The sequence below is a fragment of the Kineococcus gurbantunggutensis genome, from assembly GCF_050871925.1.
Taxonomy (GTDB): Bacteria; Actinomycetota; Actinomycetes; order Actinomycetales; family Kineococcaceae; genus Kineococcus.
Map to the genome: position 1 here is coordinate 1 of NZ_JBJLSG010000062.1, position 26,947 is coordinate 26,947.

A 26,947-nucleotide genomic window follows, 5' to 3' on the forward strand; every position below is an offset into this window, starting at 1 on the left:
GCCCGTCGTGCCCGTCGTGCCCGTCGTGCCCGTCGTGCCCGTCGTGCCCGTCGTGCCCGTCGTGCCCGTCGTGCCCGTCGTGCCCGTCGTGCCCGTCGTGCCCGTCGTGCCCGTCGTGCCCGTCGTGGTCGTGCTGGCGGTGCCCGTCGTGCTGGCTGTTCCGGTGCCGTGCGTCGTCCACCATCGTCGCTAGCCGTCCCGCCGGGTCTGGGCGTGCGCGAGTTCCTCACGCACGGGTTCTTCGTGCACGGGTTCTTGGTGCACGGGTTCTTCGTGCAGCGACTGCTCGTCCGCTGCTTCCTCATCTGCTGCCCGCTCCTCCAGCAGTCCCCAGCGCTGGGCGATCAGCAGGGCCTGAGTGCGGTTGGCCGCGCCCAGGCGCTGGTACAGCGCGCCCAGCGAGCGGTACACCTCGCCCTCGCCGCAGGCCCTGCCGCGCGCCAGCGCCGCGACCGTGGTGCCCGCGCCCAGAGCGCGCAACCACGCGCGCTCCAGGGGCGTGGTGCGCGGTGCCGCCTCCAGCGCCACTCCAGCAGCGCTACCAGTACTGGCATCGCCGGCAGTGGTGCCGGCAGTGGTGCTGGTGCTGCCCAGGGCGTGCGCCACGGGTGCGGGCAGCAGCACCCACCCCTGGGCGGCGGCCTGCACCACCCGCACGGCCGTCTCCAGGGGCGTGTCCACGGCCAGCACGCCCACCGCCCCGTGCGCCAGGGCGGCGTTCACGGCCTGCGCTGTGAGCACCGGGAGCACCTGCACCAGGGCGGGGCTTCGCTGCTGGCCCGGTGCTCCCAGCGCTTCGGGTGCTCGCCATGCCCGGGGTGAACCGGACGTCGCGGACGTGCCGGACGTCGCGGACGTGCCGGACGTCGCGGACGTGCCGGACGTCCTGGACGTGCCGGACGTCCTGGTTCCTGCGGGTGCTGCCCGGTCAGGCGGCGCTGCGGTGGGGGTGCTCCCTCCCGGCGCGTGCGTGGTGAGAACCACCGCGAAGCGCGGGACGCCGGCGCAGCGGTGGTCGGCATCGAGCGGTGCCCCGTTCCGGAGCGGGTCAGCACCGAGGTCGAGCATCGTTGCGGTGCCGGCGGCGTGCAGCGCCGCTGCCAGGGAGCGGGTGTACTGCGCGAGCGTGCCTGCCGGCGCGGTGCCGGGCTCGTGTGCTGCTTCGTCGTTCATGCAGCACTCCCGTGTGCCGGGTGGGCCTGAACGGTGCGGTTCGCTCACCGGCCCCACCGCCCCGTTGCTCGAGGCGGTTCCACGTGCGCCCCGTTGTTCGAGACGATCCTGCGGTCGTTCTGGTCCTGCGGTCGTTCTGGTCCTGCGGTCGTTCTGGTCCTGCCGCTGCGGTGCTGGTGCGCTGCGTGAGCACGCCGTCACCGCATCAGCCAAGCACGTGCGGGGTGCGCGCGCCCGCCGAGGTCCGGCCGCACCACGGCCTGCGGGGCGGTGCGCTGCTGGAGCGGTGCGAGCACGGTGCGCGTCCAGCGGTGCGTGTCCAGCGGTGCGCGTCCACTGGTGCACATCCAGCGGTGTTGTCCGCGCCGTTCACGACTGCGCGCCGGTCAGCGGTGACGGAAGGCGACGGGTGGTGACGTTCGGCGATGAGCGGTGATGAGTGGTTTCGACCGGTGCAGGTGGGTGTCCTGCCATGCCCTGGGCGGGATCAGGACCGGTGCAGGGTGGGAGAAGGACCACAACCGCTGCCTCTCGCCTGCGAGGGGGTGCTCTCGCAAGGAGTGTGCGTGCTCATGCATGAGGCGTGGGTAGTGGCCACCCAGCAGCCGTTCTTCCGTGCGGTGCAGGCTTCTTCGCGCTCCCGGCTCGTCCCCCGCCGCCAACGAGGAGATGTCCACCTCCACCGCCGATCATGCCAACCTGCTGAGGTGCTGAGCGCCACCTCCTTTCCGCCCAGGGCGGGGGAGACGGGCAAGGGCTTGGCGGTGGTGGCCGGGGAGGTCAAGGAGCTGGTCCGGCAGACCGCGACGGCCGCGGAGCAGATCACCGGGTGGATCCACGCCCCCCAGACCGACGCCGGCGCAGCGGTGGGGGCGATCGGGCAGATCACCGAGGTCATCGGTCGCATCCACGCGCTGCGGGCTGCGGGCTGCGGTCGCGGTAGCAGTGGATCTCACCACGGCGGGGGCGGACCAGAGCGCGGCGACGACGGACGAGGTCTTACGCGTGGCCAGCGGGTCGAACGAGCTGGTCGGCTCCCTCGCCCTGCCCCGCACTTGAGCTGTCGTGGTTTAGAGCGACCGGCAGTAGGGCGTCGGATGGGGCAGCGCAGGTGCTCGCCAAGGAGTCCGGCGCGTCACGGCCAGGCGGACACGGGCCCCGGTGATCATGGAGTTCTCTACGCTTCAAGATCGCCGAGGAACCCGTGCCCGTCCTGCCATCATCACTGACCGAGCCCCTCTGGACCCAGTTCGCCACGCTGCTTCCAGCACAGCCGGAGTTCGACCCCACCCACCCGCTGGGCTGCCACCGCCGCCGCATCCCCGACCGCATCGTCTTCGACCTCGTCCTGACCGCCCTCGTCCACGGATCGGGGCTGGAGCGCATCGCCGTCCCCGGCTGCTCGGATCGCACCATCCGCCGCCGACTGCACGCCTGGGCCGCCGCCGGAATCGGGCAGGACGTGTTCGCCGCGACGCTCACCGCCTACGACACGATGATCGGCCTCGACCTCGATGACGTGGCCGTGGACGGCTCCATCACCAAGGCCGTCGGGGGTGGGGAGTGCGCGGGCCGCAGCCCTGTCGACCGCGGCAAGGGCGGCACCAAACGCTGCGTCCTCGTCGACGCGGCAGGGATCCCGCTGCACGTCGAGGTCGCCGGAGCCAACTGCCACGACTCACCCCTGCTGGCCCCGACCTTGGCCGGGCTGACCGCGCTGGGGCCGCTTCCCTCGCCGGTGACCGTGCACCTGGACGCCGGCTACGACTCCAAGGTCACCCGCGCCCTGCTCGCCGAACTCGGCCTGCCGGGACGTATCGCGGTGAAGGGGGTCAAGGCCCCGATCCAAGTCGGAAAACGTTGGCCGGTCGAGCGCACCCACGCCTGGCTCAACGGCTACGGCAAGCTGCGCCGGATCACCGACCGGTCCCGGGCGGTGGTGGAGTTCTACACCCACCTCGCCGCCGCGATCACCGTCATCCGCAGGCTCATCAACGAAGCCCGCAACCGCTACCGCTGGCCGGGTCGACCCACGACGCGCCGGCTGAAGTGACGCGCCTACTGCCGGTCGCTCTTATGGTGCTCGGGTGCCGTCTCGTGCTCGGGGGTCGTCTCGCCGGCAGGGGTGACCTCAGCGGTCACGGTGACGCGCACGCGGCGTGCGCCGAGGAGCACCTCGACGTCCTCGTGCGCTGGGCCGCGGATGAGCAGGTGCTGTTGGTCGGCGCGCCGGCGCAGCGCGGCGTGCGCGATGGCCGCGGCCGCGCGGGTGTCCATCCTCCCGTGGGCGTCCTCGACGACGCTGGTGACGGTCAGCTGGTGGTGGTGCTCCACGGCGGGTCTCCGGCGGACGGGGTGCTGGTGGGTGTTCCCGGCTCCCGCGCTGGGCGAGAGCCGCACCGGGCGAGCATCGGTGCGGGGGCGGTGCGGGGGCGGTGGGAACCAGGTGGTGCTGGTGGTGAAGGTCCCCACGGTGCTGCGACCTCACACCCCCGATCACCCGGACAGCCGCGCAGGGTCCCGGTTGCGGGCACGATCACTTGCGCGGTCGCGCTTGCGGGTGTCCTGCCCGAACCGATCGCCGGCACCGTCGGCGCATCACCCGTGCGGCGCTAGGCGCTGGACGGGTGCTCGTTCACCCTCGATGCCAGGAACCCCGCCCCGGGCAGGGGAGGGGTTCTGCGCAGCACGGGCGCTGCCCTCGGCCGGCCAAGACCTCTGCTGAGAGGTCCACCGGCACGGTTGGCGCCCGGCGCGTGCAGGAGTGGTTCACGCGGTAGGTACCGGGGGTTGCGATGAAGCAGACGTCGATGGACCAGCTGGATCGAGCACCGTGGAGCGGGGTGCAGCCCATGGAGTCCACGGAGCTCACGGGGTCCACGGAGCTCACGGGGTTCACGGGGCCTGTGGGGTCCGCAGTGCTCACAGCGCCAGGTGGGACCCTGCTCACGCGCGCTGCCGAGCAGGCGCTGGCCTCGCTGGTCAGCCCCACCTTGCCGACCTGGTTGCTGGCGCGCATCCAGGACGGGCAGTACACAGTGCTGGCGGTGCGCTCGCTGCCCGGCTCGGCCGCCGGCGCCCGGCCGGCCGGTGACGATCCGGCCGGTGACGAACCGGCCGGTGACGAACCAGCCGGTGACGAACCAGCCGGTGACGAACCAGCCGGTGACGAACCAGCCGGTGACGAACCAGCCGGTGACGAACCAGCCGGTAATGGGCTCGGTGCCGAGCGCGGTGACCGTCCCAGTGGATGGACCGGTGGATGGGCCGGTGTGCGCACCGGGGAGCAGATGCCCTGCGCCGACACGATCTGCCACGCCATGATCGCCGGGCTGGGGCCGCAGGTCGCCTTGGACGTGGCCGCGGTGCCGGCTTACGCCGCCCGGCCGGTGGTGCCCCGCCTGGGCATCGGCACCTACCTCGGTGTTCCCCTGCGCGGTGCCGGCGGGGAGGTGCTGGGGGTCTTGTGCGGCATCGGCCCGGCCCCTGCGGGGGTGCAGGCCTACCGGCACCTGGCGCTGGCGCGCGGGCACGCTGCCGCGGTGGCTGCCGCGCTGGAGGGCGACCTGCAGCTGCTGCACGAGCAGCGGCGCGCCGAGGCCGCCGCCGCGCTGGAGCGGCACGCGTTCGGGCACGGTCTTGGACGAGGGCGTGGACACGGGCGCGGGTGTGATGCGCTGACCGGGTTGCCCGACCGCCGGGGGTGGGGTGCGCTGCTGGCGCGCGAGGAGGAGCGCGGGCGCAGCCACGCCGAGCCGGCTCTGCTGGCCGTGATCGACCTGGGGCCGGTCAGCAGCGCGCGCCTGGTGCGCCGGGCCGCGGCCGGTGCGCCGCGCGCGGCCGGGGAGCGGGCGTGCGTGGCGCGCTTGAGCGGGCGCCAGCTGGGCGTGCTGTGCGCCGGTCGCCCGCTGGCGCAAGCGCAGGGGGTGCTCGAGGGGGTGCAGCGGGCCGTGCGTGCTGCCGGGTGCGCCGCCGTGGCCGGGCAGGCTGCGCGGTGCGCGCAGGGTGGGCTGGCCCTGACCTGGCAGCGCGCGGAGGACGCTGCGCTGGCCGCGCGCCGTCGCGGTGGGATCGGTGCGGTCTAGGGCAGCGCTACCTAGCCACCGAGCGCGCCACCGAGCGAGTCACCGAGAGACTCGTCGAGCTCACCTGCGGTTCTACCGGGTCGCCGCCTGCAGCGGGCCGCTGCTGGGCGTCCCCGCCAGCCCCGGTCCCACAGCGCTGCACCGTGCAGGACGGGTCGTGCAGGACGGGTCGTGCAGGACGGGTCGTGCAGGACGGGTCGTGCAGGACGGGTCGTGCAGGACGGGTCGTGCAGGACGGGTCGTGCAGGACGGGTCGTGCAGGACGGGTCGTGCAGAACGGGCTGCGCCGGATGGATTGCGCGCCGGACGGGCTGCGCTGCAGCCCTCAGGCGTCGACCATGGCGGCGTTGACCTGCGCGATCAGCTGCTCGGGGACCTCGGTCAGGCCGTGCTCGGCGCGGGCGTGGCCGGCCACGGCCAGCAGGATCTGGTCGGCGGAGCCGGTGAAGGCGCGGGTGCAGCCGGGCACCACGTCGCCGCAGCGGAACTTCTTCATCGTCATCTCCTACGCGGGGGCCTGCACCTGCACCTGCACCGGCGGTGCGCAGCGCAGGCGCCGCCCTCTGGTGCGGGTGGCTGGTGAGGGCATCGGGGCCGCGGGCAGCGGTCTTGATGCCGACTCGCTCGAACGGGTCAGGGCCAGCAGGAGGTCCGCGTGCGCGATCGCCCCGACGGCGATGCTCTGCCCGTCGGTGCACACTGGTGGTGCGCTCGCGCGCACGACGCGCTCACGTCCATGACGTGGCAGGGGCCGCGACGTGGCGGGTGGCCGCGCGGCGGGCGACCTCGACCAGCCAGGCGCTCAGGGCCGCCGGCAGCGGGGTGCACCAGCGCCGCGGATCGCGCGAAGCGCGGGCGTGGTGGGTGTGCGCCACCAACGCATCCGGCGCAGTGAGCGGTGCCGCAGCAGGGCCGGCGATGGCCGCACCCACCGGTGTAGTCGTGTGCGGTGGTGTGCGGTGCGGTGGTGCCCGTTGGTGCTTCTCGGGTTCGGGCCGCGGCGCCCGGGTGAGCCCTGTCTCCGGATCGACCGTCAGCGCGACCGTCAGCGCGAGATGCCCCACGGTGCTGACGAGGCCGTGGATGCATCGGCTGCAGTGGTTGCCGGTAGCGCGGCGAGCGCCGTGGACACCGTGGACACCGCCGCGGGCGTGGCGGTGGGCGTGGCGGTGGGCGTGATCTCTGCGGGCACCAGAGCGGCGCGCGCGGTGATGCGCACCTGCTGCGTGCTGGGCAGCATCTCAACGGTGTGCACCGGTGCGCCCTGCAGGTGCCGGCCCCGTTGCCGCAGCCACTGCTGCAGCCCGGTGTGCACCTCAGCTCGCACCGCGTGCTCGCTCGTGCCCCAGGTCTGCGCGGGCACCACGCGCGTGATGCTGACCTCATCGGTGTGCTGGCACATGCTCGACTCCCGGCCCGATCGGTGACGTGCAGGCGGTGGACATGAGGGTGGTGGACCTGAGGTGGTGGATCTGAGGGTGGTGGACCGCAGGGTGGTGCACCTCAGGAGGATGGGCTTGCAGGTGCTGCAGCGGTGGTGCGCATGTCGAGGCGCTCCCATGCTGCGTCGACGGCCGCCAGGTGCTGCTTGAGCCCTGATCGACCGCGGACCTCGATCGGCCTCGACGTCGGTGCCCGCCCTCGACGGCTCGCTGCCGGCCGGCGCGAGTTCACCACTGCTGGACGCGGCGGGGCCGCTGGTGCCGTGGGCGTGCTGACCGCGTGGACCAGCACGGGTCCACGCTGTGCTGATCCATGCGGTGCTAATCCACGCGGTGTGGATCTGCGATCCCCACGTTCCCGCACCCCTACCCCCACTCGGCCGTGGTGCGAAGCACCGGTGCGCCCCTTGACCCGGGTGCACCAGCTGGGCGAGCAGCAGGGGGGCGCCTGCACCGGTGCCCGGCGTGCTTCAGGTCCGCCACCAGCGCACCGAAGATCGCTGCGTGCCCGCGCGCGTGCGCCGAGGACCGGCGCGGGCGCTGGCGGCCACGCGCACGCAGCAGGGTCCCGCAGACGTGATCAGGACGGAGGCGCCGGTGGTACCGCTCAACGGTGAGCACTTGGGGCAGCAGAGCTGGCCGCAGTTGCTGGAGGCGATCGCCTCCAGCGATCAGCACTTGGTCCTGGAGACGGCCAGCGGTGCGCGTGTGGTGGTGCTGGCCGAGGCCGAGGTGCGCCGGCTGCAGGAACTGGCGCAGCAGCCGTGCCGCGAGGTGCACACACAGGCGCTGACCGCGCGCGAGGGCCAGGTCCTGCAGCTGATCGCCGAGGGGTGCAGCGGCGCGCACATCGCCCGGCGCCTGGAGGTGTCCGTGCACACCGTCACCCAGCACCTGGCCAGCGCGCGCCGCAAGTACGGGGTGCGCAGCAGCGCCGCTGCCGCGCGCGCCGCGCAGCAGGCCGGTCATCTGCACGCCCCTCACCCGCCGGCCCCTCACCCTTAGCTTTCACCGGCGCTCGGGGATCTTCCGTTCGTGGGCGCTGTTCGTGCCCGCCGTTTGTGCCCGCGTGCCGCCCCCGGCGCCTCTGTGCCCCCCCGTGGGGGGACGGTGCACCCGGGCGCAGCCGCGCGCGGTGTGCCCGAGTTGCGCCGTGGACGTGCTGCCCGCTAACAACTGATTTCACTATGACTTGCGGGGTCTTTCCGTTCGTCGCAGCCTGGAGGCATGACCGAGCAGGTCCTGCCCGAGCGGGTCGTGGAGCTGGTGCCCGATGGGCTGTGGGGGCGGGTGGAGCCGCTGCTGCCCCAGCGCCCGCCGCGCCGACACCGCTACCCCGGACGGCTGCCGCGCGATGACCGTGCCGCGCTGGCCGGCATCGTGCACGTGCTGATCACCGGCTGCACCTGGGGCCAGGTCCCCACCGAGCAGTTCGGCTGCTCGGGGGTGACGTGCTGGCGCCGGCTGCGGAACTGGACCGAGGCCGGGGTGTGGCCGCGCCTGCACCAGGTGCTGCTGGAGGAGCTGCGCGCGGCCGGCAAGCTGGACCTGGAAACGGCGGTGGTGGACGGCTCGCACGTGCGGGCCCTCAAAGGGGGGCTCACACCGGCCCTTCACCGGTAGACCGCTCCCGCAACGGCTCCAAGCACCACCTGCTCACCGATGCCAACGGCGTTCCGCTCGTCGTGACCTTGACCGGCGGCAACCGCCACGACGTGACCCAGCTGCTGCCGCTCATCGACGCCTTCCCAATCGTGCGCGGCGCCCGTGGTCGCCCTCGTCTGCGCCCGCGTTACCTGTTCGCCGACCGCGGCTACGACTACGGCGTCTACCAACGCGCCCTGCGCCAGCGCGGCATCGTGCCGCGCATCGCCCGCAGGGGCGTCGGACACGGCTCCGGTCTCGGGCGGACCCGCTGGGTGGTGGAGCGCACGTTCGCCTGGCTGCACCAGTTCAAACGCCTGCGCATCCGCTACGAGCTGCGCGCCGACCTGCACCTGGGCCTGTTGCAGCTGGCCTGCGCGTTGATCTGCTACCGCAAACTCCCGCCGTCATAGTGAAAGGAGTTGTAAGAGGGAAGACGTCCAGGAGAGCTCAGCGGTGACGTCTGCGGTGACGTCTGCGCGGCGCGCTCGAGTGCTCACCGAGCCGGTGGTGAGCCGGTGGTGAACCGCCAGCCAGCCGCGGGCCGTGATCGAGGTGGAGGGCAACGGTGGATCGCTCCAACACCCAGCGGGCTTCCGCAGCACGAGCGCGGCGGGTGCGCCTGCTCCTGGAGCAGCTGTGGGGTGATCAGCTGCCGCCCGGTAAGGACCCGGTCTTGTCGGTGCTGCTCGATGCCGTCCTCGGCGACGACGAGCACGGGCGCGCCCGGGGCCTGATCGTGCAAGGAGACGGCGTGACGCGCCAGACCTTGACCCGCGAGGTCTTGACCGTGCTGCTCGACGCCCAGGGCGCTGCCACCGCTGCGCCGACCTCGGCGCCCCTGCGGGCGCCAGCACCGCAGCAGGCCGCTGAGCTGGGCCATGGGCGTTCTGACGAACCAGCGGGTGCATCGCCCAGTGCATCGCCGACCCCGGCAGACGCGCTCTCGGCCGCCCTTGCACCTGCCCTCACACCTGCCCTCACACCTGCCCTCACACCTGCCCTCACACCTGCCCTCACACCTGCCCTCACACCTGCCCTCACACCTGCCCTCACACCTGCCCTCACACCGTCTCTGGCCTCGGCCATCGCCTCGGCCATCTCCGCCGCCGTGGCACGGCTCCAGGCCCCAGCCGGTGATCGCACCGCATCACCTGCCAGCTCCCCGGCGCCACCTGCGACGCACGACCCCCCGCGCGCGCACCGGGACCGGGTGGGGCAGCCGCGGCAGGACCTGCTCCATGACCTGGTCCATGACCTGGTCCAGAATGCGGTCCAGGACCGGGTTGTGGACCCGGTGGAGCAGGTGGCGCAGTCCTCCGTGCTGGAGCATTCGCCGGATGCCGGGTTGCTGCCGGCGCACGTGGGCGCCTGGCAGGTGGAGCACCGCACCCAGGTGGTGTCCTGGGACGCGCGCTGCGCCGAGCTGCTGCAGGTGCGCGCCACCAGCGCCTCGCTGCAGGAGCAGCTGAACAAGGTGCACCCCGACGAGCGTGAGCAGGTCGCCCTAGCGCTGGACCGCACCTTTCAGACCGGCCGGCCCTACCAGGTGCGCTTGCGTCTCGCGCAGCTCGCCGGCGGCTACGCCTGGTACCTCAGCGGTGGGCGCCTGATCGATGCCGGGCACGAGGGCCCGCGCATCATCGGTGCCCTGACCCGGCTGCCGCAGCTGTAGCCGCTCCGACCGCCGCAACCGCAGCGGTCATCACCCTGGGCGGCGTCGAGCCGGTGTCGAGCCCGCGTCGAAAAACCCGAACACCACCGCGCGTCAGCCCTGCGGCTGCCGCCTCCTGCGTGATCGTGAGGCAGGCCCGAGGCGCCCATGATCGGCGTGGTAGGCCGGTACGCGTGCGCGGGTGACTAGCAAAGAACAGCTGCTGGACCGGTCAAGTGCTAGTCATCGCGACCGATGCTCATAGCAACTATTCGAGTACTGACTGTCGACTATTCGATACGAGCTGTGGAGGTCCTGCGATGGGCTGGTCCTTGTCGTCGTGGCGCACCCGCACCAGGCGCGAGCGCACCGAGAACCAGAGCGCTGAGCCCAGGCGTACTGGCCGCGAGCAGGCGGTGCGCGAGCAGGTGGTGCGCGGGGAGGCGGTGCGCGAGGAGGTGGTGCGCGAGCAGGCGGCGCTGTCCTTCGCGCGCACCTGCCAGGAGCTGACCGCGCAGCTGGTGGCGCGCACCAGCTCGCCGATGTGGTTCGCCTCGCGGGTGGCCGACCAGGCGTACACCCTGCTGGGCGGCTCCTCGCGCTGGATCCCGGTGCCGGTGGGGCTGCAGCTGCACCTGAGGCAGGTGACGTGCCAGGCGATGCTGGCCGGTGAAGGGCCGCCGCTGGCCCTGGACCTGGCCGCGGTGCCGGCCTACCGCGACCGGGAGGCGGTGCACCGCTTCGGGCTGGGCACCTACACCGGGGTGCCGCTGCGCGCCGCCGACGGCAGCGTGCTGGGCACGTTGTGCGGCACCGGCCCGGACCCGCTGGGGGTGCACGCCTACGCCGACCTGGCGCCGGCGCGCCAGGTCGCCCAGCACCTGGCGCAGGTGCTGCAAGGCGACCTGCACCGCCTGCGCGGCCAGCGCGCGGCGCACGTGCAGGCGGCCGGGCGCTGGCGCGATGAGCTGACCGGGCTGCTGGACCGGCGCGGGTGGGCGCTGGTGCTCAAGGGCGAGGAGGAGCGCGCGCGGGCGTACGCCGAGCCGGTGCGCATCAGCGTGATCGACCTGGGTCCGGTCACCAGCGCGCGCCTGCTGCGCCGCATCGGCGCCGCGGCCGCCGAGGCCGCCGGTGGGGCGGTCGGTGGGGCGGGCGGTGAGGGGGGCGGTGAGCAGGTAGTGCTGGCGCGCCTGGGCGGGCGCCAGCTGGGGGTGCTGTGCGCCGGGCGCGGCGAGCGCCAGGCGGGCGAGGTCCTCGAGCGGGTGCAGCTGGCGGTGCGCGCGGCAGGTTGTGCGCGCCTGGTGGCCGGGCACGCGCTGCGCTCGGCGAGCACCGGTGTGGCCGGGACCTGGCAGCAGGCCGAGAACGAGCTGATCGCCGCGCGCCGCGCCAGCGCCTGAAAGGCGAACACCTTCACGGCGCGGATCGTGCGGCGCGGATCGTGCGGCGCAGGGCGGGTGACACGGGGCGGGTGGCGCGGCGCGGACCGGGTAGTGGTGGTGCGGCGAGCTGCCGCACCAGGTGCTGCGTGCACCCTCTGAGTGCAGCAGGTCGCGAGGTGACAGATCGTGTCGCGGTGGGCCCGGCCAGCGGCGAGCGGCCGGGTGCGCACGAGCACCGGGGTTCTCTGGCGTCAGGGCCCAGCGGTGCCGGCACGGGCAGTGCGCGCTGGCGAGTTCCCCGCGGGCGTGCGCTGCTGGCCTCCCTCTGGCCTCCCTCTGGCCCGCTGTGGGCTTCCTTCGGGGCAGGAAGAGCTCGAGACCGGCCACCTCGGCTGCTCAGCGAGGTGCTCAGGAACGCCGTCGCGCGCGGTGGTGAGCGCCGTCAGCGCGTGCGCCACCCCCTTGCGCCAGTCGACCGAACCGGTGCGATCAGCACCCGCGCGGCGCAGCGCTGAGGACCGGGTGCTGGCCGAGCACGGCGCCCAGGCCGGACGCGGACCCGGGTCGGACACGACCGGGTGCAGGTGGGGCCGGGTCGGGCGTGACAGCGGATCCAGGAAGGCCGGGAGAGCGGATCGGGGGCAGGAGGTCAGCTGGTCAGCAGGGTGGTGAACACCGCGCTGCACGCGATGCAGCGGTAGGTCAGCACCGAACCGGCGCCGGTACCGGACCTGGCACCGGAATTGTTACCGGCGCGCTCCCACCACAACAGGTGGTGGGGGAAGGGCGCGGCGCACCGGGGGCAGGGGACCGCTTCACCGCGTGCGAGCACCTCCTGTGGTTCCTGCACCAGGTCTTCCCCGTCCCCGGTGTCCGTCCCGTCCATCAGATCCGTCCCGTCCATCAGATCCGTCCCGTCCATCAGATCCGTCCCGTCCATCAGATCCGTCCCGTCCATCAGATCCGTCCGTCCACCGGTTCCACTCTCTCCATCTGACCTGCCTGGTGCAGCTGACCTGCCTCGTGCACCGGTCGCGGTGCACCGGTCGCGCTGCCTGCACCGCAAGCACCTTCCTCGACCCCGCTCCCTCGGCCCCGCTCCCTCGGCCCCGCTCCCTCGGCCCCGCTCCCTCGGCCCCATCGGTTTCGCCCCCTCGGCTCCGTGCGGTGGCGCGGGGTCGTGCCCGGTCGTGGACGCCGGACGCTCAACGGCGTCGGCGCGCAGACTTGACCTGGTACATGCGCCGATCGGCCGCCTGCACGACCTCGTCGGGGTCCTGCCCGGCCTCAGCCAGGCTTCAGCCCACGCTGACGCCCAGCTGGATCGGGCCGTACGGGGTCGGCACGGGGCGGGCGATGTGCGCTTGCACGCGCGCGGCCAGCAGCGTCATCCTCTCCTGCCACCGCTGTCGCCCGCGTCCGCCGTCCTCGTGCTCGAGGTGTTCCTGTTGGTGTTCTTCGTGGTGTTGCCGGTCGTGCTCACCGCCGGGTTGCTGGTCGTGCTCACGGGGTGCTTGCCGGCACAGGACGACGAACTCATCACCACCCAGGCGGGCGAGCACGTCACCGTGCTCGATCAGCGATTGCAGGCGGGCGGCGACCTCGATGAGCACCAGGTCCCCGGCGTGGTGACCGTGCTGGTCGTTGACCGCCTTGAACCCGTCCAGGTCGCAGAACAGCAGACCACACGGCCCCGGCGTTTGGTCCTCGCCCAGCGCGTGGTGCTCGCCCAGCGCGTGGTGCTCGCCTGGCCCGTGGTGGCCGCCCGGTGTCGGAACAGGGGTCGGTGGGCGCGGGCCGCTGGCCAGCTGCGCGCGCAGGGCGCTGAAGAAGGCGCCGCGGTTGCGCAGCCCGGTCAGCGGGTCGGTCTCGGCGCGCCGGCGCAGCACGTCCTCGCGGCGGCGCCGCTCGGTGACGTCCACCGCGACGGTGACCACCGCGCGCACCCGCCCGTGCTCATCGCGCACGAGGTCGTTGTGCATCCACACGCGTCGGCACTGGCCGTCGGTGCCCATCCACTCGCCCTCCTGGTCGAAGACGAGGCCCTGCTCGATGGCCAGCGTGAACGCCGCGCGAGCACGCTCGGCGCGTTCGGGGGCCACGAAGAGCTGCCAGAAGGGCCGGCTGCTCAGCTGCTGCTCGCTCAAGCCCAGGGTGCGGCTGAGCGCGGGGTTGACCAGCACGCAGTGCCCGCGGGTGTCCAGCACCGCCACCAGGGCGTCGGTGTGCGCCAAGGCGGTGCGTGCCAGGTCGATGTCCAGGGCGCTCACCGCCTGCTGCGCCGTACCGCCGACCTCACCGGTGCCGTCGCCGCTGGTGCGGCTGTCGGTGCCCTCGGTCGAGTGCTTGAGGGCGTGAGGCAGCTGTTCGCTCACCGCTGAGACCCCTTCCTCGTCGCTTCGCCACCGCTTCGCCACCGCTTCGCCACCGCTTCGCCACCGCTTCGCCCTCGTCGCCGTGCTCACCGCCGCTGCCGGGGTGCCCACCCCCGCTGTGCCCACCTGCGCTGTGCCCACCTGCGCCGTTCGGGCTCCCCGAGCTGTCGCCCCACGACGCCTGGGCCCTTCAGCGCTCGTGGGGATTCCGGTGGGTGGGCGCCGCCGGGGTGGGCGCCGCCGGGGTGGGCGCCGCCGGGGTGGGCGCCGCCGGGGTGGGCGCCGCCGGGGTGGGCGCCGCCGGGTGCGGGGGGACGCAGTTGGGACCGGCTTCGGCCGGGCGCGGCCGGTCGTGCGGGTGCAGGCGCACCGCCACCAGCGCCACGTCGTCGTCGTGGCCCTCGGGCACCAGGCGGGCCAGGAGCCCGTCGACGAGCTCGTCCAGGTCCGCGCCGGCCTCGTGCAGCTCGGCGACGGCCTCGTGCAGGGCGACCAGGCCCTCCTCCATCGAGCGCCCGCGCCGCTCGATGAGCCCGTCGGTGAACAGCAGCACCGTGCTGCCGCGATCCAGGGTGATGGCCGCGTCGGCGCGGTGGGTGGCCGGGTCGATGCCCAGCAGCAGCTGCGGGGGCAGCGCGGCCAGGGAGGTGATGGTGCCCTCGGGGTCCAGCAGCAGCGGGTCCGGGTGCCCGGCGTTGGCCCAGCGCAGCCGGGTGGTGCCGCGGCGGCGTTCGTCCTCGTCCTGCTCCAGGCGCGCCACGATCGCGGTGGCGGTGGTCTGCACCGCCAGACCGGCCATGGCCGCGTCCAGCCCGGAGAGCACCTGTGCGGGGGGTACGCCGGTGGCGTAGGCGATGCCGCGCAGCAGGGAGCGCACCTGGCTCATCGCCGCGGCGGCGGCGACGTCGTGGCCCATGACGTCACCGATGACCAGCAGCGTGGCCCCGTCGGGGGTCAAGAACGCGTCGTACCAGTCCCCGCCGACCTGCGCGGCCTGCGCGGCGGGTTGGTAGCGCACCACGACCTGCACGTGGTCCGGCTCCACCGGGGCGGTGAGCAGGGAGCGCTGCAGGCCCTCGGCGATGCGGTGCTGGGCGGAGTACAGCGCGGCGTTGTCCAGCGCCAGCCCGGCGCGGTCGGCCACCTCCAGCGCGGTGAGCAGGTCCTGACCGCGCACCTGCCCGCGTGCGCTGTCGTGGAAGAGGCTGACCAGCCCCACGGTGCGCCCGCGCGCGCGCAGCGGCAGGCACTCGAAGGCCTGCGGCGCCAGCTGCCCGATCAGCTCGCGCGCGCTGCTGCCCGGGCGCAGGACCTCGCGCAGCGCGTCGGTGGCCCCGGAGGCGATCGAGACCGGCCGGGCGCTGCGCCAGACCTGGTGCAGGAAGGAGGTCTCCATCAGCGCGCCCAGGCGCGCCTCGCGGTAGGCGCGCACCAGTTCGCGGTGGGCTGGGTCGGCGTGCTCGCAGCCCACGTCGCGCAAGGCGCCGTGCTCGTCGATGAGGGTGACCAGGCACCAGTCGGCCAGTGCCGGCACCAGGTGCTGGGCCAGGCGCGCGACCGCCTCGTGCACGTCCAAGGTGGCGGCCAGGTCCTCGCTGACGCGCACGATCAGCTGCAGCCGGCGCGCGGCGGCGGCGGTGGCCGCGTGCGCGGCCTCGGCCCGCTCCAGCGCCCGGTCGGCGGCCAGCCGCTGCGCCTCGGCCTCGCGGCGGGCGGCCTCGGCCTGCTCGCGGGCCGCTTCCAGCTGCTGCTGGGCGCGGCGGCGCTCGGTGATGTCGGCGAAGTACACCGACAGCCCGCCCGGGCCGGGCCAGGCGCGCACCTCGTACCAGCCGTCCAGCGGGGGCGGGTAGTACGCCTCGAAGGTCGCCGGCTCGCCGGTGCTCACCGCACGGCGGTACTGCTCCTCGAAGACGCTGCCCACCGTGGCGGGGAACAGCTGCCACACCACCTCGCCCAGCAGCTGCTCGCGCCCGCGCTGCAGCAGCTTCTCGGCTTCGGCGTTGACGTAGCTGAAGCGCCAGGAGGCGTCCAGGGAGTAGAAGGCGCTGGTCATCGACTCCAGCACCCGCGCGGTGCGCACCTCGCCCTCGCGGGCGGCGGTGGTGTCGTAGGCCGCGCCCAGCAGGCGCACCGCGGTGCCGGTCTGGTCGGCCAGCGCCGTGCCGCGCGCCTGCACCCAGCGGGTGCTCCCGTCCGGGCGCACCACGCGGTACTCCGCCCGGAAGTCCCCGCAGGTGGCGATGCACTGCTGCAGGGCGTGGCTGACCCGGGGCAGGTCCTCGGGGTGCACGCGGGCGTTGAAGGCCTCGATGCTGCGGGTGAACTCCTCCCCGGTGTCCACCCCGTAGCCGAACAGCTCGATCAGGCGCTCGTCCCAGGTGAGGGTGCCGCTGAGCAGGTCCCAGTCGAAGCTGCCGATGCCGCCGGCGGTGATGGACAGCTGCCAGCGCAGCCGCTCGGCCTCGTGGTCCACGCTCAGCGCGGAGAGCTCCAGCCCGGTGACCGCGGCGGCGGCCAGGTCGCCCAGCACGGAGGCCTCGGTGCTGGACCAGGTGCGCGGGGCGGGGGCGAAGACGCACACCGCGCCCACCACGTGCCCGTCCTGACCCACCAGCGGCACGCCCAGGCAGGCGCCCACCGCCTCGGAGGCCACCGCTCCGGAGGCCACCGCTCCGGGAGCCACCGCTCCGGGAGCCACCGCCCCGGAGGCCACCGGCGCCAGGTGCGCCACCCGCGCATCGGCGGCGACGTCCTGCACGAGCAGGGGCCCGGTACCGCCGGCGGTCAGCGCGCACAGCGAGTCGGCCAGCGCGCCGCTGCCCTCGAGCACGGCGAGGTCCTGCCCGGCGGCCGCGGAGATGCTCTGCGCCGGTGTCAGCAGCCACACCTGCGCAGCCGGTGCGCCCAGCAGGTGCGCGGCCAGCTGCGCCAGGCGCTGCAGGGCCGGGTTGGTGGTGGTGGTCGGCAACCGGTGCCCGTCACCGGTGCGCTGGGGCTCGGGGACCTGCCGCTCGGTGCCTGTGTCCGCCCTCGGCGAACGGCTCGGAGCGCCGGTGTTCTCGCCCGCTGCTGGTGCGCCAACCACGGCGGCCTCGGTGGCGGCCTCGGTGGCGGTCTCGGGCGCCGAGCCGGGCGTGACCGGCTGCCGGCCCAGCGCCTGCTGCCGTGGCAGCGCGCCACTGTCTTGACCCTGAGCAGTCATCTCCTCGCTCACCGTCGCCACTGTCCGATTGAGTAACTTCAACCGTCAAAGCTTATGGCATCGCCAGGACCTGGTGAGCACGAACGCGACCGGTGCGGGCGAACGTCAGCGACCGCAGTTCACGAACAATGCAGAGCCAGTGCAGTTGATACACAGCCATCGCGACCAGTGCGCGAGTGCTGTGCGCCCTCACCTCGCCCTGTGCGGGTGGTGCGCGAGGGCTGCGCCGGAGGAATCCTTTGAAAGGTGAAGTGAATTCCTGGCGTCTGGTGGTGGCTGGGTTACCCTGGAGCTCCGTGGTGGTCACCGGTGCGCAGGGGTCGGCCGGGGCCGGTGGCCAGCCGCGCCGGCGTGGGTGGAGGAGGACGGTCGTGCCCGTCGCGCAGGAGATGGAGCTGGGTTACCTGCTCGTCCTGGCCGGGCGCGCGGTGCAGGGCGCGAGCGAGCAGGCCGCGGCGGGGATGGCGATCTCCGCCACCGACCTGAACGCCTTGTACGAGGTCAGCGTGCACGGGCCGGTGCTGGCGGGCACCTTCGCGCAGCTGCTGGGCCTGCAGCAGTCCAGCATCACCGCCGTCGCCGATCGCCTCGAGGGTGCTGGGCTGGTGCAGCGCCGCCGCGACGAGCACGACCGGCGCCGCGTGTGGCTCTCGATCACCGAGCACGGCCGGTGCACCCTGGCCCAGGCTGCGCTCACGGTCGATGCGCACGTGGCCGAGGTCTTCGCCGGTCTAAGTCCCGGTGCACGCACGGCCCTGCGGGCCCTGCTGGCCGAGCTGGTCGGTCCTTGGCTGCAGCAGCGCCTGCCCCCAGGAGCTGAACCCGGTGGTCCTGGTGCCTCGCTGCCGGTGACCTCCACCGCCGGGTGAGGCGGCCTGCTGCACGTCGACCCCGGCGGCTCGGCCGCAGCGCGGTGCGAGAAGGGCGAGCCGAGGCCCGAGCGCGGGGCGAGGCGGGTGTAGCGCGAAGCGGGCGCAGTGCGGTCAAGACGCGGTGTGGGTGAGATGGCTGCGCCCTGTGCGGCGGATCAGGCCCGGTGGTGGGCACCGCTTCTGGTGCACCCACCCGATTCGGCGCCCTGTCTGGCCGTCCGCGACTGACGTAAGCGTCTGACTGGTGGACGTCTGGCTGATGGACGTCTGGCTGGTGGACGTCTGGCTGGTGGACGTCCCGTCGCTCAGGTCGCGTCGCTGCCGGTGCGGCGGCCGTGCTCAGGGTGATCCGCGCACGGCGAGCGTCGTAGCGCGCCTCGACCGCCTCGAGGGGGCACTCTGGACGCGCAGGGCGCACTGCTGGGCGCGCTGGTGCAGGCGCTCGTGCACCCGGCCACGGCGGCGGTGCCGGCTGGTCACTCGGCGTGCTTGACGATGGTGGTCAGCACGGGGTGCTCGGTGTCGCAGGTGTCGCAGGTGTCGCAGGTGTCAGTCGCGGCGGTGCCTCGGGTGCGGGGGGTGCTGCGGGTGCTGCGGGTGCTGGCCACCTCCTCGATGCTGCGGACGGGAAGCGACCGCCCTTCCCCAGGGAGAAGCGGGCCTCGTGGCGCCCGCCACGCGAAGCCGCTCGCACTTCCAGCGCCCCCAGCCACCCTCGGTGAGCGCTGCAGGCCCGCCAGGGTGCTGCCGGTGCCCGGCTGCCGCGCCGGGCGGGTGGTGACGGGGCGTGCGGGCCCCCGTCCGGGTGGACGCGCTGCGCCGGCAGGAGGAGGCGTCCTCACCGGGGCGCATGCACGCACCGATGTGGTTGAACGTGACACGACACGACGCGCTCGAGCAGTGGTGGTTCGACCTCGGGCCGCACCAGCGCACCCTGGCCCTGGCCCTGCGCCCGGGCCAGCACCTGGACGCGGGCCTGGCTGCGGGCCTGCGCCGGTACGGGGTGGCGGTGCCCCGGGCCGCGGTGGCCTGGGACGTGCCGGGACCCCAGGGATCCTACGGACCCCAGGGACCGCAGGAGGCGGCGGTCGTGCACGTGCAGCCCCGCGCCCTGAGCGACTTCCTCGCCGAGGTGCGCTCGCTCCTCACCGCCGCTGGCGCGGTCCAGCGCAGCGGGGTGCTAGGAGCGCTCTGGTGAGCACCCCCGGCGAGAGCGGTCGGTATAGAAAATAGGATCGCGCTGCGAGGTGGGGCCCCGAGCGCCACGATGGCGCTGTGCCGCCCCCGCCCCTGCTGCTGCCGCGCCCGGTGGTCGATGCCCTGCTGGACTTCGTCGAGCACCGCGCCCAGCCCGCTGGCCAGCTGGCCGGTCAGCTGGGCGGTCAGCCGCTGGAGCTGGAGGACGTCCACGCCCGCGCCCGTTGGGTGCAGCTGGCCCAGCGCTACCGCCGCGCGGTGCGCGAGGGCAGGAGGCGCTGCGCCGGCCGGCTGGAGCGCGCCTTGCTGCAGGTGGCCCTGGAGCACCGCGAGCACCCGGACTTCGATCGTTCCTGGAGCCACTGGCACGAGCTGCTGCGGGCCTTCGAGCGCTGAGCGGCCCACCGCTCGCCACGGCAGGAACCGGCCGGCGCCAGCCCCCCCCGCGTCCTCCCGCACCGTGGAGCACCGGCGCGCACCAGCGCCAGGTGCCGGGAGCTCGAGGACGCGGTCCTGCGGCAACCACTCAGCGGTGCCAGGACGGGTGCCGTGTGCACGATCACTGCAGCTTCCGAGGTGGTCCTGCCGCTGCAGGCCCACGACCCCGAGCTCGCGCGCGACTTCCTGCGCGAGGTGATCTGCCGGGCGCACTACGCGGCCGCGCTCGATGGGGCCGAGCTGCTGCTCGAGGTCGCCACCAACGGTGTGCGCTGCGGGGCGCCGCCGCTGGTCTTGGAGGTGGACTGCGAGTCCCCGGCCGGGCTGCGCATCGCGCTCAGCGATGCCTGCGGCGCTCAGCCGGTGCCGCGCACGGCCGGGGAGCAGGACGAGGGCGCTCGAGGCATGACGCTGGTCGGCTTCATCAGCAAGGCCTGGGGCGTGCAGGCCAACGGCTCGCGCAAGACGCTCTGGTTCTGCCTGGTCTCCTCGCCCCGGCGTCCTGGCCCGCACCGACGTTGAGGTCACGAGGGCTCGCGATCCCCACCTTCGACGGGGAGAGCCTCAGCGGCCAGGGTGATCCGCACGCGTTGGGCGTCGGGGACCACCTCGACGTCGTCGCGCGGCTCACCGAGCAGGTGCGCAGATGCGCAGACCGCGCTGCTGGGCGCGCTGGTGCGAGCGCTCGTGCGCACCGGTCAGCACGGCGCAGGCGTCAGCTCGCCACTGGGCGTCTGTGACCACCACGCTCAGGACGAGGTGCTCGGTGCTGCTGGTGCTGCTGGTGCTGCTGGTGCTGCTGGTGCTGCCGGTGCTGTCGGTGCTGTCGGTGCTGTCGGTGTTGTCCGTGCGGGTCCTCGGGTGATCGATGCTGCTGCTTGCTGACCACGTGCCCGGTGACGCAGACAGGGAACGGCACGTCTGACACCTCGGTGGACTCACCCGTCAGTGCGACACGACGGCTCCAGGCAGCTGGCGCAGGTGTGGGACCGTCGCCGGCAGACAGCGGTGATCGGTGAGAATGGAGTTGTTCTTCACCACCCTGGCGTGATGCCAGAGCATCGCCCTGGCGTCAGGAGAGTGCGCGTGCCCCAGACCCCTTCGTCCGACGAGAAGCTCAGCACGGTCTCGATGGATGCTGTCGGCCCCGCTGCTGGCACGTCAGCAGCCCGGGCGGCGGCTGAAGCGCTCTCGGCTGACGAGGTCCGCGTGGCCGCGGCGCGCCGACTGCGGCCCAGCGCCGGCACGCTGCCCGGCCTGGACCGCCTGGCCGGCCTGGCCGCGCGGCTGCTGGGCGCCGGCTCCGGGCGGGTGGCGCTGATCGGCACCGAGCAGGCCCTGCTGGGCGCTGCCGGCCCGCAGCCCACTGCGGGTGAGGAAGGCGAGGGGCCGCTGGCGCAGTGGCTGTGCACCCAGACCGCCGCGGCCGGGGCACCGCTGGCCATCGCCGACACCGCCGCCGATGAGCGCGTGGCGGACCTGGCCCCGGTGGCCAGCGGGATGGTGGCCTCCTACCTCGGGGTGCCCCTGCGCGTGCAGGACGGCTCAGGAGCCGATCGCGTGGTGGGGGCGGTGTGCGTCTTCGAGCCGGCCCCGCGCGCTTGGAGCAGCCAGGACGTGCAGCTGCTGCAGCAGATCGCCGCCGCGGCCGCCGCCGAGCTGGAGCTGTCGGCGATCTCCAGCGAGTACGCCGCCGACCGCACGCTGCTGGAGCTGACCATCGGCGCCGCCGAGCTGGGCACCTTCGACCTGGACCTGGCCAGTGGCGAGCTGAAGATGAACGAGCGGCTGCTGAGGCTGTCGGCGATCAGCCCGCAAGCCTTCGGCGGCACCGCGCAGGAGGTCTACGCCCACCTGCACCCCGAGGACCGTGAAGCCACCATCGCCGCGGTGCAGCGGGCGAGCACCCACGGCGGGACCTACACCGCGCAGTACCGCATCGTCGCCGTCGACGGCACGCACCGCTGGATCGCCGCGCGCGGGGCGACGCTGCCGGGTCCGGACGGGGCGCCGGCGCGGCTGCTGGGCGCGGCCTACGACATCACCGCGGTGCGCGAGGGGGCCAGTCGCATCGAGCAGATCCTGGACTCCATGGCGGTGGCCTACCTGGCCATGGACGAGCACTGGACGATCACCTACGCCAACGCCGAGGTCGAGCGCATCGCCGCCGCCAGCCGCGAGGAGCTGCTCGGGCGCAGCTTCTGGGAGGCCTTCCCCGCCACGGTGGGCACCGTCTTCGAGGAGCGCTACCGCCACGCGGTGGGCACAGGGAAGACGGTGGTCTTCGACGCGTTCTACCCCGAGCCGTTGAACGTGTGGGTGGAGGTGCGCGCGGTGCCCGAGAACGGCGGGCTGGCGCTGTACTTCCTGGACATCACCGCCCGCAAGCAGGCCCAGCAGACCGCCGAGGACGCCCAGCGGGTGGCCGAGCAGGCGCAGCGGGCCAGCCAGGACGCGCAGCGAAGCGCCGAGGACGCCGCCGCGCGCCTGGCGCTGCTGGCGGCGGTGAGCGCGCAGCTGACCGGCGCGCTGGACGCCCAGAGCGCCGAGGTGGCCGTGCAGCGCCTGGCGCAGCTGGTCGTGCCCGCCCTGGGCGACTGGTGCGTGATCACCCTGGTCGACGACGACGCCCCGGCCAGCACCCCGGCCACCGCCCGCGCCGCCTCCACCAGCGGCCGGCTGCGCGAGCTGCGCCGGGGCCTGCGCGATGTCGGCTGGTGGCACCGCGAGGAGCAGCTGCGCGAGCTGGTGCGCGAGTACGCCGGCTGCCGCCTGGCGCAGCTGAGCGATGAGTCCTTCCTGTGGAAGGCGCTGCGCCAGTCCGCCCCGCTGAGCGTGCCCGATGCCACCCGCGCCGTCGGTGCCGTGCTCGAGCCCGGCGGCCGGGCGCAGCAGCTGCTGACCCAGCTCGCGCCGGGCTTCGCGGCGGTCTTCCCGCTGCGTGCGCGCGGGCGCAGCGTGGGGGTGCTGACCCTGTTCGCCTCCCCGCAGCGCGGGGGGCTCAGCGCGCAGGACATGGCCACCGCCGCCGAGGTCGCCGACCGCGCCGGTCTGGCGCTGGACGCCGCGCGGCTGTACCGCCAGCAGCGCGACCTGGCCGCCGCCCTGCAGCGCTCCCTGCTCTCCGAGCCGCCGCAGCCGGACCACGGGCAGATCGTGGTGCGCTACGCCCCGGCCGCCGAGGCCGCGCAGGTCGGCGGGGACTGGTACGACGCCTTCCTGCAGGCCAAGGGCGCCACCGTGCTGGTCATCGGCGACGTCATCGGCCACGACACCGAGGCGGCGGCGGCGATGAGCCAGGTGCGCACCCTCGTGCGCTCCATCGGCGCCCTGGACGACGACACCCCCGCGCAGGTGCTGGCCAAGGCCGATCGCACGATGGCCAACCTGCAGATCTCCACCACCGCCACCGCGATCGTGGCGCGCCTGGAGCAGGACCTGGACGAGCGCGCCCGCGGCATCACCCGGCTGCGCTGGTCCAACGCCGGGCACCCGCCGGCGGTGGTCATCGACACCGACGGCTCCGTGCGGGTGCTGGACGAGAAGCACACCGGCGCGCACGCGGACCTGCTGCTGGGCGTGCTGCCGGAGCTGACCCGGACCGACCACGAGGTGGTGCTGGAGCGCGATGCCACCGTGCTGCTGTACACCGACGGCCTGGTCGAGCGGCGCGATCAGCCGCTGCAGGCGGGGCTGGAGAAGCTGCAGGAGGTCCTGGTGGACCTGGCTGCCGACGACAGCGACCTGGACACCCTGGTGGACCGGCTGCTGGTCGAGATGCTCCCCGCCCGCCCGGAGGACGACGTGGCGATCATCGCCGTGCGCCTGCACCGCCAGGACCGCCCCCGCCCGCTCGAAGCAGGCCCCCAGCGGGTGCCGGCGCACGTGCCTCCCGAGCCGGGCGCCGGTGAGGAGCACGACGGGGAGCGCGCCGGAGGCTAAGCAGCCTCGTCTTCAGGGGCCAGGCTGAACCAGACCGCCTTGCCCTCCTCGCGCGGCTCGATGCCCCAGGCATCGCTGACGTAGTCGATCAGGGCCAGACCCCGGCCGGACTCCTCCTGCGAGCCTGCCTGACGCGCCCGGGGCACACCGCGCACGCCGCCGTCGCTGACGGTCACCCGCAGCCCGGCGCTGCCGTCGCAGTCCACCAGCACGCTCAGAGGGGGCGCGCCGTAGCGGATGCCGTTGGTGACCAGCTCGGAGACCAGCAGCTGCGCACTGTCGAGCACCGAGGCGGCGTGCACCGGGCAGATCGCCTCGCGCAGGAAGCGCCGGGCCCGGCCGGGTGCCTGCTCGTCCATCGGCAGCTCCAGGCGCATCGTGGGGGTGGTCTCACACATGTTGTCGATCATCCAGTCTTCGTCGTGCCGCGCTCGGCGGCGCCTGCATGTGGAGAGGTACCCACTGTCGAGGCGGTCGTCACTCAGAGGCGCCGCTGCGTTCAGGACCGTCAGTGCCACCCCCTGTGGGTGACTTGGCCCCGGCGGGCAGGTCGGGAGCCAGCTGGCTGTTCAACCAGATCCTGCGACCCGCAGATAACGTCCTTCCTCTACGGGTGTGACGGCTGTGCACCACAGAAGCGGTTTCGAGTTGCAGGTATAGCCGCCAGGATCATGGGGTACGCGATCACCATCGGCCCTCGCCCGGAGACTTCGACTCCCGGGCGGGGGGCCGATCTCCCTGCCCAGGCTCAGTACTTCCGGGCTCGCCGTATTGACGTTCGACGTCTTCGCGCTTGGCGGCGGCGCGGCGGCGCTCATCGCGCGCCTTCAAGCGATCGCCCAGGGCGGCATCGCGCTGCACCGCGGCGTGGTGGCGGGCGATGCAGACCGCGCCGTCCTGACCGCCGGCGGCGTGCTCGGCCGCTCGCGCGGCGGCATCGCGGGCATCGGCGGCCGCATCGTGCGCATCGGCGGCCGCGTCGCGCTGCCCGGCCACCTCGTCGAAGGCATCGGCCAGCTCATCCATGCGCTCGGCCAGCTCGTCCAGCTCCAGCAGCACCCGCCGCAGCTCCTCACGGTTCTGACGGTCCTCGCGGGCGGCGCGTTCCCGGGCGGCCAGCTGCTCACCGGCACGGTGCAGCTCCTGCGCGCGTGCGTGCAGCTGATCCTGGCGCGAGGGCACCCGCGGGGTGAAACGTCGTCGGAGGAGACCTTGTCCCGGCCCGGGTCGTCGTTCGAGCTCGAGGCGTCGCCAGGGGGGGCACCGACCCCTTGAACGTAGCAACACCGGCACGGGCTGCTCCGGGCACCGCTCTGGCTGCCGCGGTGCCGGTTCGGGCACGAGAGGTTCAGGCACGGGTGGTTCAAGCGTGGGTGCCCAGCTCGAACCAGACGGTCTTGCCCGTACCCGTGCTCGCACCGGTGGCGCCGTCCTCACCGGTGGCGCCGTCCTCACCGGTGCCGGTGCGAGGGTGCACGCCCCAACGTGTGGCCAGGGTCTCGATCAGGGCCACGCCATGACCGCCGATGACGCGCGGGCCGGCGCGGCGCACCACCGGCAGGTTCGCGCCGGCGTCGCTGACGGCCACGCGCACCACCTGCTCGGTGCAGCTCAGCTGCACGATCACCTGCCCGGCGCCGTGCAGGACGGCGTTGGCCACCGCCTCGGTGGTCAGCAGCTCCAGCACCGTGATCTCGCTGGTCCCCGCGTCGCCGGTGGTCCCTGCACCGCCAATGGTCCCCGCGCCGCCAGCGGTCTCGGTGTCCTCGGCGCCTCCGGTACCTCCGGTGTCCTCGGTGTGCGGTGGGCAGCAGCGCTGGTAGGCCTGCCGGACCCAGTGCCGGGCGGTGGGCACCGAGGACAGCTGTGGCGGCAGGACCAGCTGCATCACCGGCTGTCTCATCGGCTCCTCCTCGCCGTGCTGCTGCCCGTCCTCACTCACCCCGGGCCCGCTGTGGGGCGCTCTCGTGCCGGCGCTGCTGGGCGGGGCTGTCCTGCTCAGCGCTGTCGCTCAGCGCTTCGGCTGAGCGCTGCGGTTGACCAGGGCTCCTTGCCCAGCACGCTTCCCGCTGCTTCCAGCACCAAACTCGCGGCAGGTGAGCGGCGAGCTGGCCGGGCACGACCGGCCGGGTGCACGCGTGCACAGGTGCCCGGGTGCAGGAGCGGGCGGTGCTGGGCATGCTGGCCGGTGAGCGTCCAGCTGGGCGGCGCACGTCACGGCCTGCTGGAGGACGCTGTGAGCACCCCTTCACCCGACACCTCACCGGACACCTCATCCGCCGTCTCATCCGGTGCCGCACCCCGGGTGCGCTCGGGTGGCTGGTCGGGCGCCTCTCCGGCGCAGAACAGGGCCACGGCGCGGGCGGTGCGGGCCCGGGCGGTGCGGCTGCGCGCCGAGGCCGCCCAGCTGCGCGATCACCGGCACAGGACGCTGGCGCGCGGTGCGGGACTGGGCATCAGCACGCCGGCGCTGGGCACGCCGGCGCTGGGCGTGCCGGTGCGGAGCGTGCCGGTGCTGACCGGGCAGGCCTGCTCGATCCAGCAAGCGGCACGGCACGGGCCGCTCGAGGACGCACCGCGCGAGGACGGCTGAGCACGCAGCGGGTGGTGCTGGCCGAGCGCGGCGCAGCGTGCACGAGCAGGCGGCGGTGCGAGCACCAGGCAGGCGGCGGTGCGAGCACCAGGCAGGCGGTGCGAGGAGGTGGGGGGAGGTGGCGGCGGATCGGGGCGTCGGCCCCGCTGAGCGCTCCGCTGCTGCCCGCCACCGCGCGGCGGCCGATCGCCGAACATGACTCAGCGTGCCGCAGCCAGCCGTAGAGTGAGCAGTAGCCGTGGGCTCATCGAGCGTCTCCAAAAAGGGGGGCGCCGTTCCCGGTGGACGTCTTCGAAGACGCGTGAAGGACAGCGGCTCCTCAACGAACGCCACCTCCTCGCTCCGCCGATCACCCGCACCTCGCTCTGGTACCGATCCGCTCCCGTGGCGGGCACCCGCCGCTCACCGCGGCGGCTGGGTGCTGGCGCACCGACGCCGCCGGGGCCGTCGTCCGCGAGGTCGTCGCGTGCCGTGCGCTGCCGACGAGGTGCTCGTGCAGCCGCGGACAGGACGAGCAGGTGCTGGAACACACGACGGCCGGGCAGGACGCGGACGGGCAGGACGCGGACGGGCAGGACGCGGACGGGCAGGACCGGGTAGATCACGGTGCGCTCGGCGACGGGGTCGACCCCGGTCAGGGCCGTCACACCAAGCTCGATCACGCCAAGCTGGTGCAGGCTCTGGCGCGGCTGGCGCGCGCGGCCACGGGCGACTTCGCCGTGGACGACATGCTGCGCGAGCTGTGCACGGCCACCGCTGAGGTGCTGCAGGTGGACGGGGTGGGGGTGATGGGCATCCTCGACGAGGACGGCCAGCGCCGCCGGGCCCGCTTCGTGCACGCCGACCAGGCCACGCTGGCCGTGGAGCAGCTGCAGGACGCCCTGCGCAAGGGCCCGTGCCGGCAGGCCATCGAGACCGGTGAGGTCGTGGCGATCCCCGACC

At 73.8% G+C, this 26,947-nt stretch carries 25 protein-coding genes and 1 pseudogene; 16 read left to right on the forward strand and 10 right to left on the reverse strand.

Translation table 11 applies throughout. The annotated features are described in order from the left end of the window. Positions 1-193 (forward strand): hypothetical protein (locus tag ACRYR7_RS13060; RefSeq protein WP_432572535.1); only part of this gene is annotated, 193 nt, incomplete at its 5' end. Here the strand turns inward: ACRYR7_RS13060 and ACRYR7_RS13065 are convergent. Continuing rightward, positions 190-741: a helix-turn-helix domain-containing protein gene (locus tag ACRYR7_RS13065; protein ID WP_432572536.1), complete on the reverse strand. Its 552-nt coding sequence runs from the start codon at positions 739-741 to the stop codon at positions 190-192. The genes ACRYR7_RS13060 and ACRYR7_RS13065 overlap by 4 nt on opposite strands. Positions 742-1,745: 1,004 nt before the next feature. Here ACRYR7_RS13065 and ACRYR7_RS13070 point away from each other — a divergent pair. Both ACRYR7_RS13070 and ACRYR7_RS13075 read left to right on the forward strand, forming a co-directional pair. Then, on the forward strand, positions 1,746-2,402 hold the full coding sequence (locus ACRYR7_RS13070; protein ID WP_432572559.1) for a methyl-accepting chemotaxis protein: 657 nt from the start codon (positions 1,746-1,748) through the stop codon (positions 2,400-2,402). Then, a complete protein-coding gene (locus ACRYR7_RS13075; protein WP_432572537.1) occupies positions 2,378-3,226 on the forward strand; it encodes an IS5 family transposase in 849 nt (282 codons plus the stop codon). Before ACRYR7_RS13070 ends, ACRYR7_RS13075 begins: the two co-directional genes overlap by 25 nt. A 5-nt stretch (positions 3,227-3,231) precedes the next feature. On the opposite strand, the gene ACRYR7_RS13080 is transcribed toward ACRYR7_RS13075, so the two are convergent. Next, the gene (locus ACRYR7_RS13080) at positions 3,232-3,507 is read right to left on the reverse strand and encodes a hypothetical protein (protein WP_432572538.1); all 276 of its coding nucleotides are present in this window, start codon (positions 3,505-3,507) and stop codon (positions 3,232-3,234) included. A 938-nt stretch (positions 3,508-4,445) separates the two neighbouring features. Here ACRYR7_RS13080 and ACRYR7_RS13085 point away from each other — a divergent pair. After that, positions 4,446-5,258 carry a GAF domain-containing protein gene (locus ACRYR7_RS13085; RefSeq protein ID WP_432572539.1) on the forward strand — a complete coding sequence of 271 codons (813 nt, stop codon included), beginning with the start codon at positions 4,446-4,448 and terminating at the stop codon, positions 5,256-5,258. 325 nt (positions 5,259-5,583) lie between these two features. Here the strand turns inward: ACRYR7_RS13085 and ACRYR7_RS13090 are convergent, their stop codons facing one another. Together ACRYR7_RS13090 and ACRYR7_RS13095 are read right to left on the reverse strand one after the other, a co-directional pair. Further along, positions 5,584-5,754 (reverse strand): DUF1059 domain-containing protein, encoded by a 171-nt coding sequence (locus ACRYR7_RS13090; protein WP_432572540.1) that lies wholly within the window; start codon positions 5,752-5,754, stop codon positions 5,584-5,586. A 549-nt stretch (positions 5,755-6,303) separates the two neighbouring features. Beyond that, positions 6,304-6,660, reverse strand: coding sequence for a hypothetical protein (locus tag ACRYR7_RS13095; protein WP_432572541.1), 357 nt, complete (start codon positions 6,658-6,660; stop codon positions 6,304-6,306). Between the two features lie 661 nt (positions 6,661-7,321). On the opposite strand from ACRYR7_RS13095, the gene ACRYR7_RS13100 reads away from it, so the two are divergent. The 4 genes from ACRYR7_RS13100 (at position 7,322) to ACRYR7_RS13115 (ending at position 11,401) form a co-directional block, all read left to right on the forward strand. Then, on the forward strand, positions 7,322-7,705 hold the full coding sequence (locus ACRYR7_RS13100) for a response regulator transcription factor (RefSeq protein WP_432572542.1): 384 nt from the start codon (positions 7,322-7,324) through the stop codon (positions 7,703-7,705). Between the two features lie 222 nt (positions 7,706-7,927). Then, a protein-coding gene (locus ACRYR7_RS13105) for an IS5 family transposase (protein WP_432572543.1) occupies positions 7,928-8,757 on the forward strand; the annotation gives its coding sequence in 2 pieces (ribosomal slippage) (positions 7,928-8,291 and positions 8,291-8,757; 831 coding nt in all). A 155-nt stretch (positions 8,758-8,912) separates the two neighbouring features. After that, positions 8,913-10,019, forward strand: a complete 1,107-nt coding sequence (locus ACRYR7_RS13110; RefSeq protein ID WP_432572544.1) for a PAS domain-containing protein — start codon at positions 8,913-8,915, stop codon at positions 10,017-10,019. Between the two features lie 299 nt (positions 10,020-10,318). Beyond that, a complete protein-coding gene (locus ACRYR7_RS13115) occupies positions 10,319-11,401 on the forward strand; it encodes a nucleotidyl cyclase domain-containing protein (RefSeq protein WP_432572545.1) in 1,083 nt (360 codons plus the stop codon). A 631-nt stretch (positions 11,402-12,032) separates the two neighbouring features. Here ACRYR7_RS13115 and ACRYR7_RS13120 read toward each other — a convergent pair. The 3 genes from ACRYR7_RS13120 to ACRYR7_RS13130 all read right to left on the reverse strand — a co-directional run bounded on the left by ACRYR7_RS13120 (position 12,033) and on the right by ACRYR7_RS13130 (position 16,975). After that, positions 12,033-12,341 (reverse strand): hypothetical protein, encoded by a 309-nt coding sequence (locus ACRYR7_RS13120; protein WP_432572546.1) that lies wholly within the window; start codon positions 12,339-12,341, stop codon positions 12,033-12,035. A 340-nt stretch (positions 12,342-12,681) separates the two neighbouring features. Then, positions 12,682-13,758, reverse strand: coding sequence for a GGDEF domain-containing protein (locus ACRYR7_RS13125; RefSeq protein ID WP_432572547.1), 1,077 nt, complete (start codon positions 13,756-13,758; stop codon positions 12,682-12,684). Positions 13,759-13,948: 190 nt separating this feature from the next. Further along, positions 13,949-16,975, reverse strand: a complete 3,027-nt coding sequence (locus tag ACRYR7_RS13130) for a SpoIIE family protein phosphatase (protein ID WP_432572548.1) — start codon at positions 16,973-16,975, stop codon at positions 13,949-13,951. A 359-nt stretch (positions 16,976-17,334) separates the two neighbouring features. Here ACRYR7_RS13130 and ACRYR7_RS13135 point away from each other — a divergent pair, with 359 nt between their 5' ends. Continuing rightward, the gene (locus ACRYR7_RS13135; protein WP_432572549.1) at positions 17,335-17,832 is read left to right on the forward strand and encodes a MarR family winged helix-turn-helix transcriptional regulator; all 498 of its coding nucleotides are present in this window, start codon (positions 17,335-17,337) and stop codon (positions 17,830-17,832) included. A 479-nt stretch (positions 17,833-18,311) separates the two neighbouring features. On the opposite strand, the gene ACRYR7_RS13140 is transcribed toward ACRYR7_RS13135, so the two are convergent. Then, positions 18,312-18,443: a hypothetical protein gene (locus ACRYR7_RS13140; protein WP_432572550.1), complete on the reverse strand. Its 132-nt coding sequence runs from the start codon at positions 18,441-18,443 to the stop codon at positions 18,312-18,314. Between the two features lie 179 nt (positions 18,444-18,622). On the opposite strand from ACRYR7_RS13140, the gene ACRYR7_RS13145 reads away from it, so the two are divergent. From ACRYR7_RS13145 to ACRYR7_RS13160, 4 genes are all read left to right on the forward strand, one after another. Beyond that, positions 18,623-19,033, forward strand: a complete 411-nt coding sequence (locus tag ACRYR7_RS13145; RefSeq protein WP_432572551.1) for a hypothetical protein — start codon at positions 18,623-18,625, stop codon at positions 19,031-19,033. 77 nt (positions 19,034-19,110) lie between these two features. Continuing rightward, entirely contained in the window at positions 19,111-19,428 is a 318-nt protein-coding gene (locus ACRYR7_RS13150; RefSeq protein WP_432572552.1) for a hypothetical protein, read from the forward strand. 153 nt (positions 19,429-19,581) lie between these two features. Next, entirely contained in the window at positions 19,582-19,992 is a 411-nt protein-coding gene (locus ACRYR7_RS13155; protein WP_432572553.1) for an ATP-binding protein, read from the forward strand. Positions 19,993-20,556: 564 nt separating this feature from the next. Beyond that, positions 20,557-23,412 carry a SpoIIE family protein phosphatase gene (locus ACRYR7_RS13160; RefSeq protein WP_432572554.1) on the forward strand — a complete coding sequence of 952 codons (2,856 nt, stop codon included), beginning with the start codon at positions 20,557-20,559 and terminating at the stop codon, positions 23,410-23,412. Here ACRYR7_RS13160 and ACRYR7_RS13165 read toward each other — a convergent pair. Then, positions 23,409-23,810, reverse strand: a complete 402-nt coding sequence (locus ACRYR7_RS13165) for an ATP-binding protein (RefSeq protein ID WP_432572555.1) — start codon at positions 23,808-23,810, stop codon at positions 23,409-23,411. The two genes, ACRYR7_RS13160 and ACRYR7_RS13165, sit on opposite strands and share 4 nt — an antisense overlap. A 373-nt stretch (positions 23,811-24,183) precedes the next feature. On the opposite strand from ACRYR7_RS13165, the gene ACRYR7_RS13170 reads away from it, so the two are divergent. Next, complete coding sequence (locus ACRYR7_RS13170) at positions 24,184-24,687, forward strand: hypothetical protein (RefSeq protein WP_432572556.1); 504 nt, start codon at positions 24,184-24,186, stop codon at positions 24,685-24,687. An 88-nt stretch (positions 24,688-24,775) separates the two neighbouring features. On the opposite strand, the gene ACRYR7_RS13175 is transcribed toward ACRYR7_RS13170, so the two are convergent. After that, positions 24,776-25,315, reverse strand: coding sequence for an ATP-binding protein (locus tag ACRYR7_RS13175; RefSeq protein WP_432572557.1), 540 nt, complete (start codon positions 25,313-25,315; stop codon positions 24,776-24,778). 477 nt (positions 25,316-25,792) lie between these two features. On the opposite strand from ACRYR7_RS13175, the gene ACRYR7_RS13180 reads away from it, so the two are divergent. Then, the gene (locus ACRYR7_RS13180) at positions 25,793-26,005 is read left to right on the forward strand and encodes a hypothetical protein (RefSeq protein ID WP_432572558.1); all 213 of its coding nucleotides are present in this window, start codon (positions 25,793-25,795) and stop codon (positions 26,003-26,005) included. 518 nt (positions 26,006-26,523) lie between these two features. Next, positions 26,524-26,947: pseudogene (locus ACRYR7_RS13185) on the forward strand (hypothetical protein); the annotation flags it as partial.

What these genes read in the sequence shown, in the direction of transcription:
- ACRYR7_RS13165 (WP_432572555.1), bottom strand. Translation starts at nt 23,810, where the DNA reads ATGTGTGAGACCACCCCCACGATGCGCCTGGAGCTGCCGATGGACGAG.
- ACRYR7_RS13120 (WP_432572546.1), bottom strand. Translation starts at nt 12,341, where the DNA reads ATGGACGGGACGGATCTGATGGACGGGACGGATCTGATGGACGGGACG.
- ACRYR7_RS13095 (WP_432572541.1), bottom strand. Translation starts at nt 6,660, where the DNA reads ATGTGCCAGCACACCGATGAGGTCAGCATCACGCGCGTGGTGCCCGCG.
- ACRYR7_RS13070 (WP_432572559.1), top strand. Translation starts at nt 1,746, where the DNA reads ATGCATGAGGCGTGGGTAGTGGCCACCCAGCAGCCGTTCTTCCGTGCG.
- ACRYR7_RS13175 (WP_432572557.1), bottom strand. Translation starts at nt 25,315, where the DNA reads ATGAGACAGCCGGTGATGCAGCTGGTCCTGCCGCCACAGCTGTCCTCG.
- ACRYR7_RS13115 (WP_432572545.1), top strand. Translation starts at nt 10,319, where the DNA reads ATGGGCTGGTCCTTGTCGTCGTGGCGCACCCGCACCAGGCGCGAGCGC.
- ACRYR7_RS13090 (WP_432572540.1), bottom strand. Translation starts at nt 5,754, where the DNA reads ATGAAGAAGTTCCGCTGCGGCGACGTGGTGCCCGGCTGCACCCGCGCC.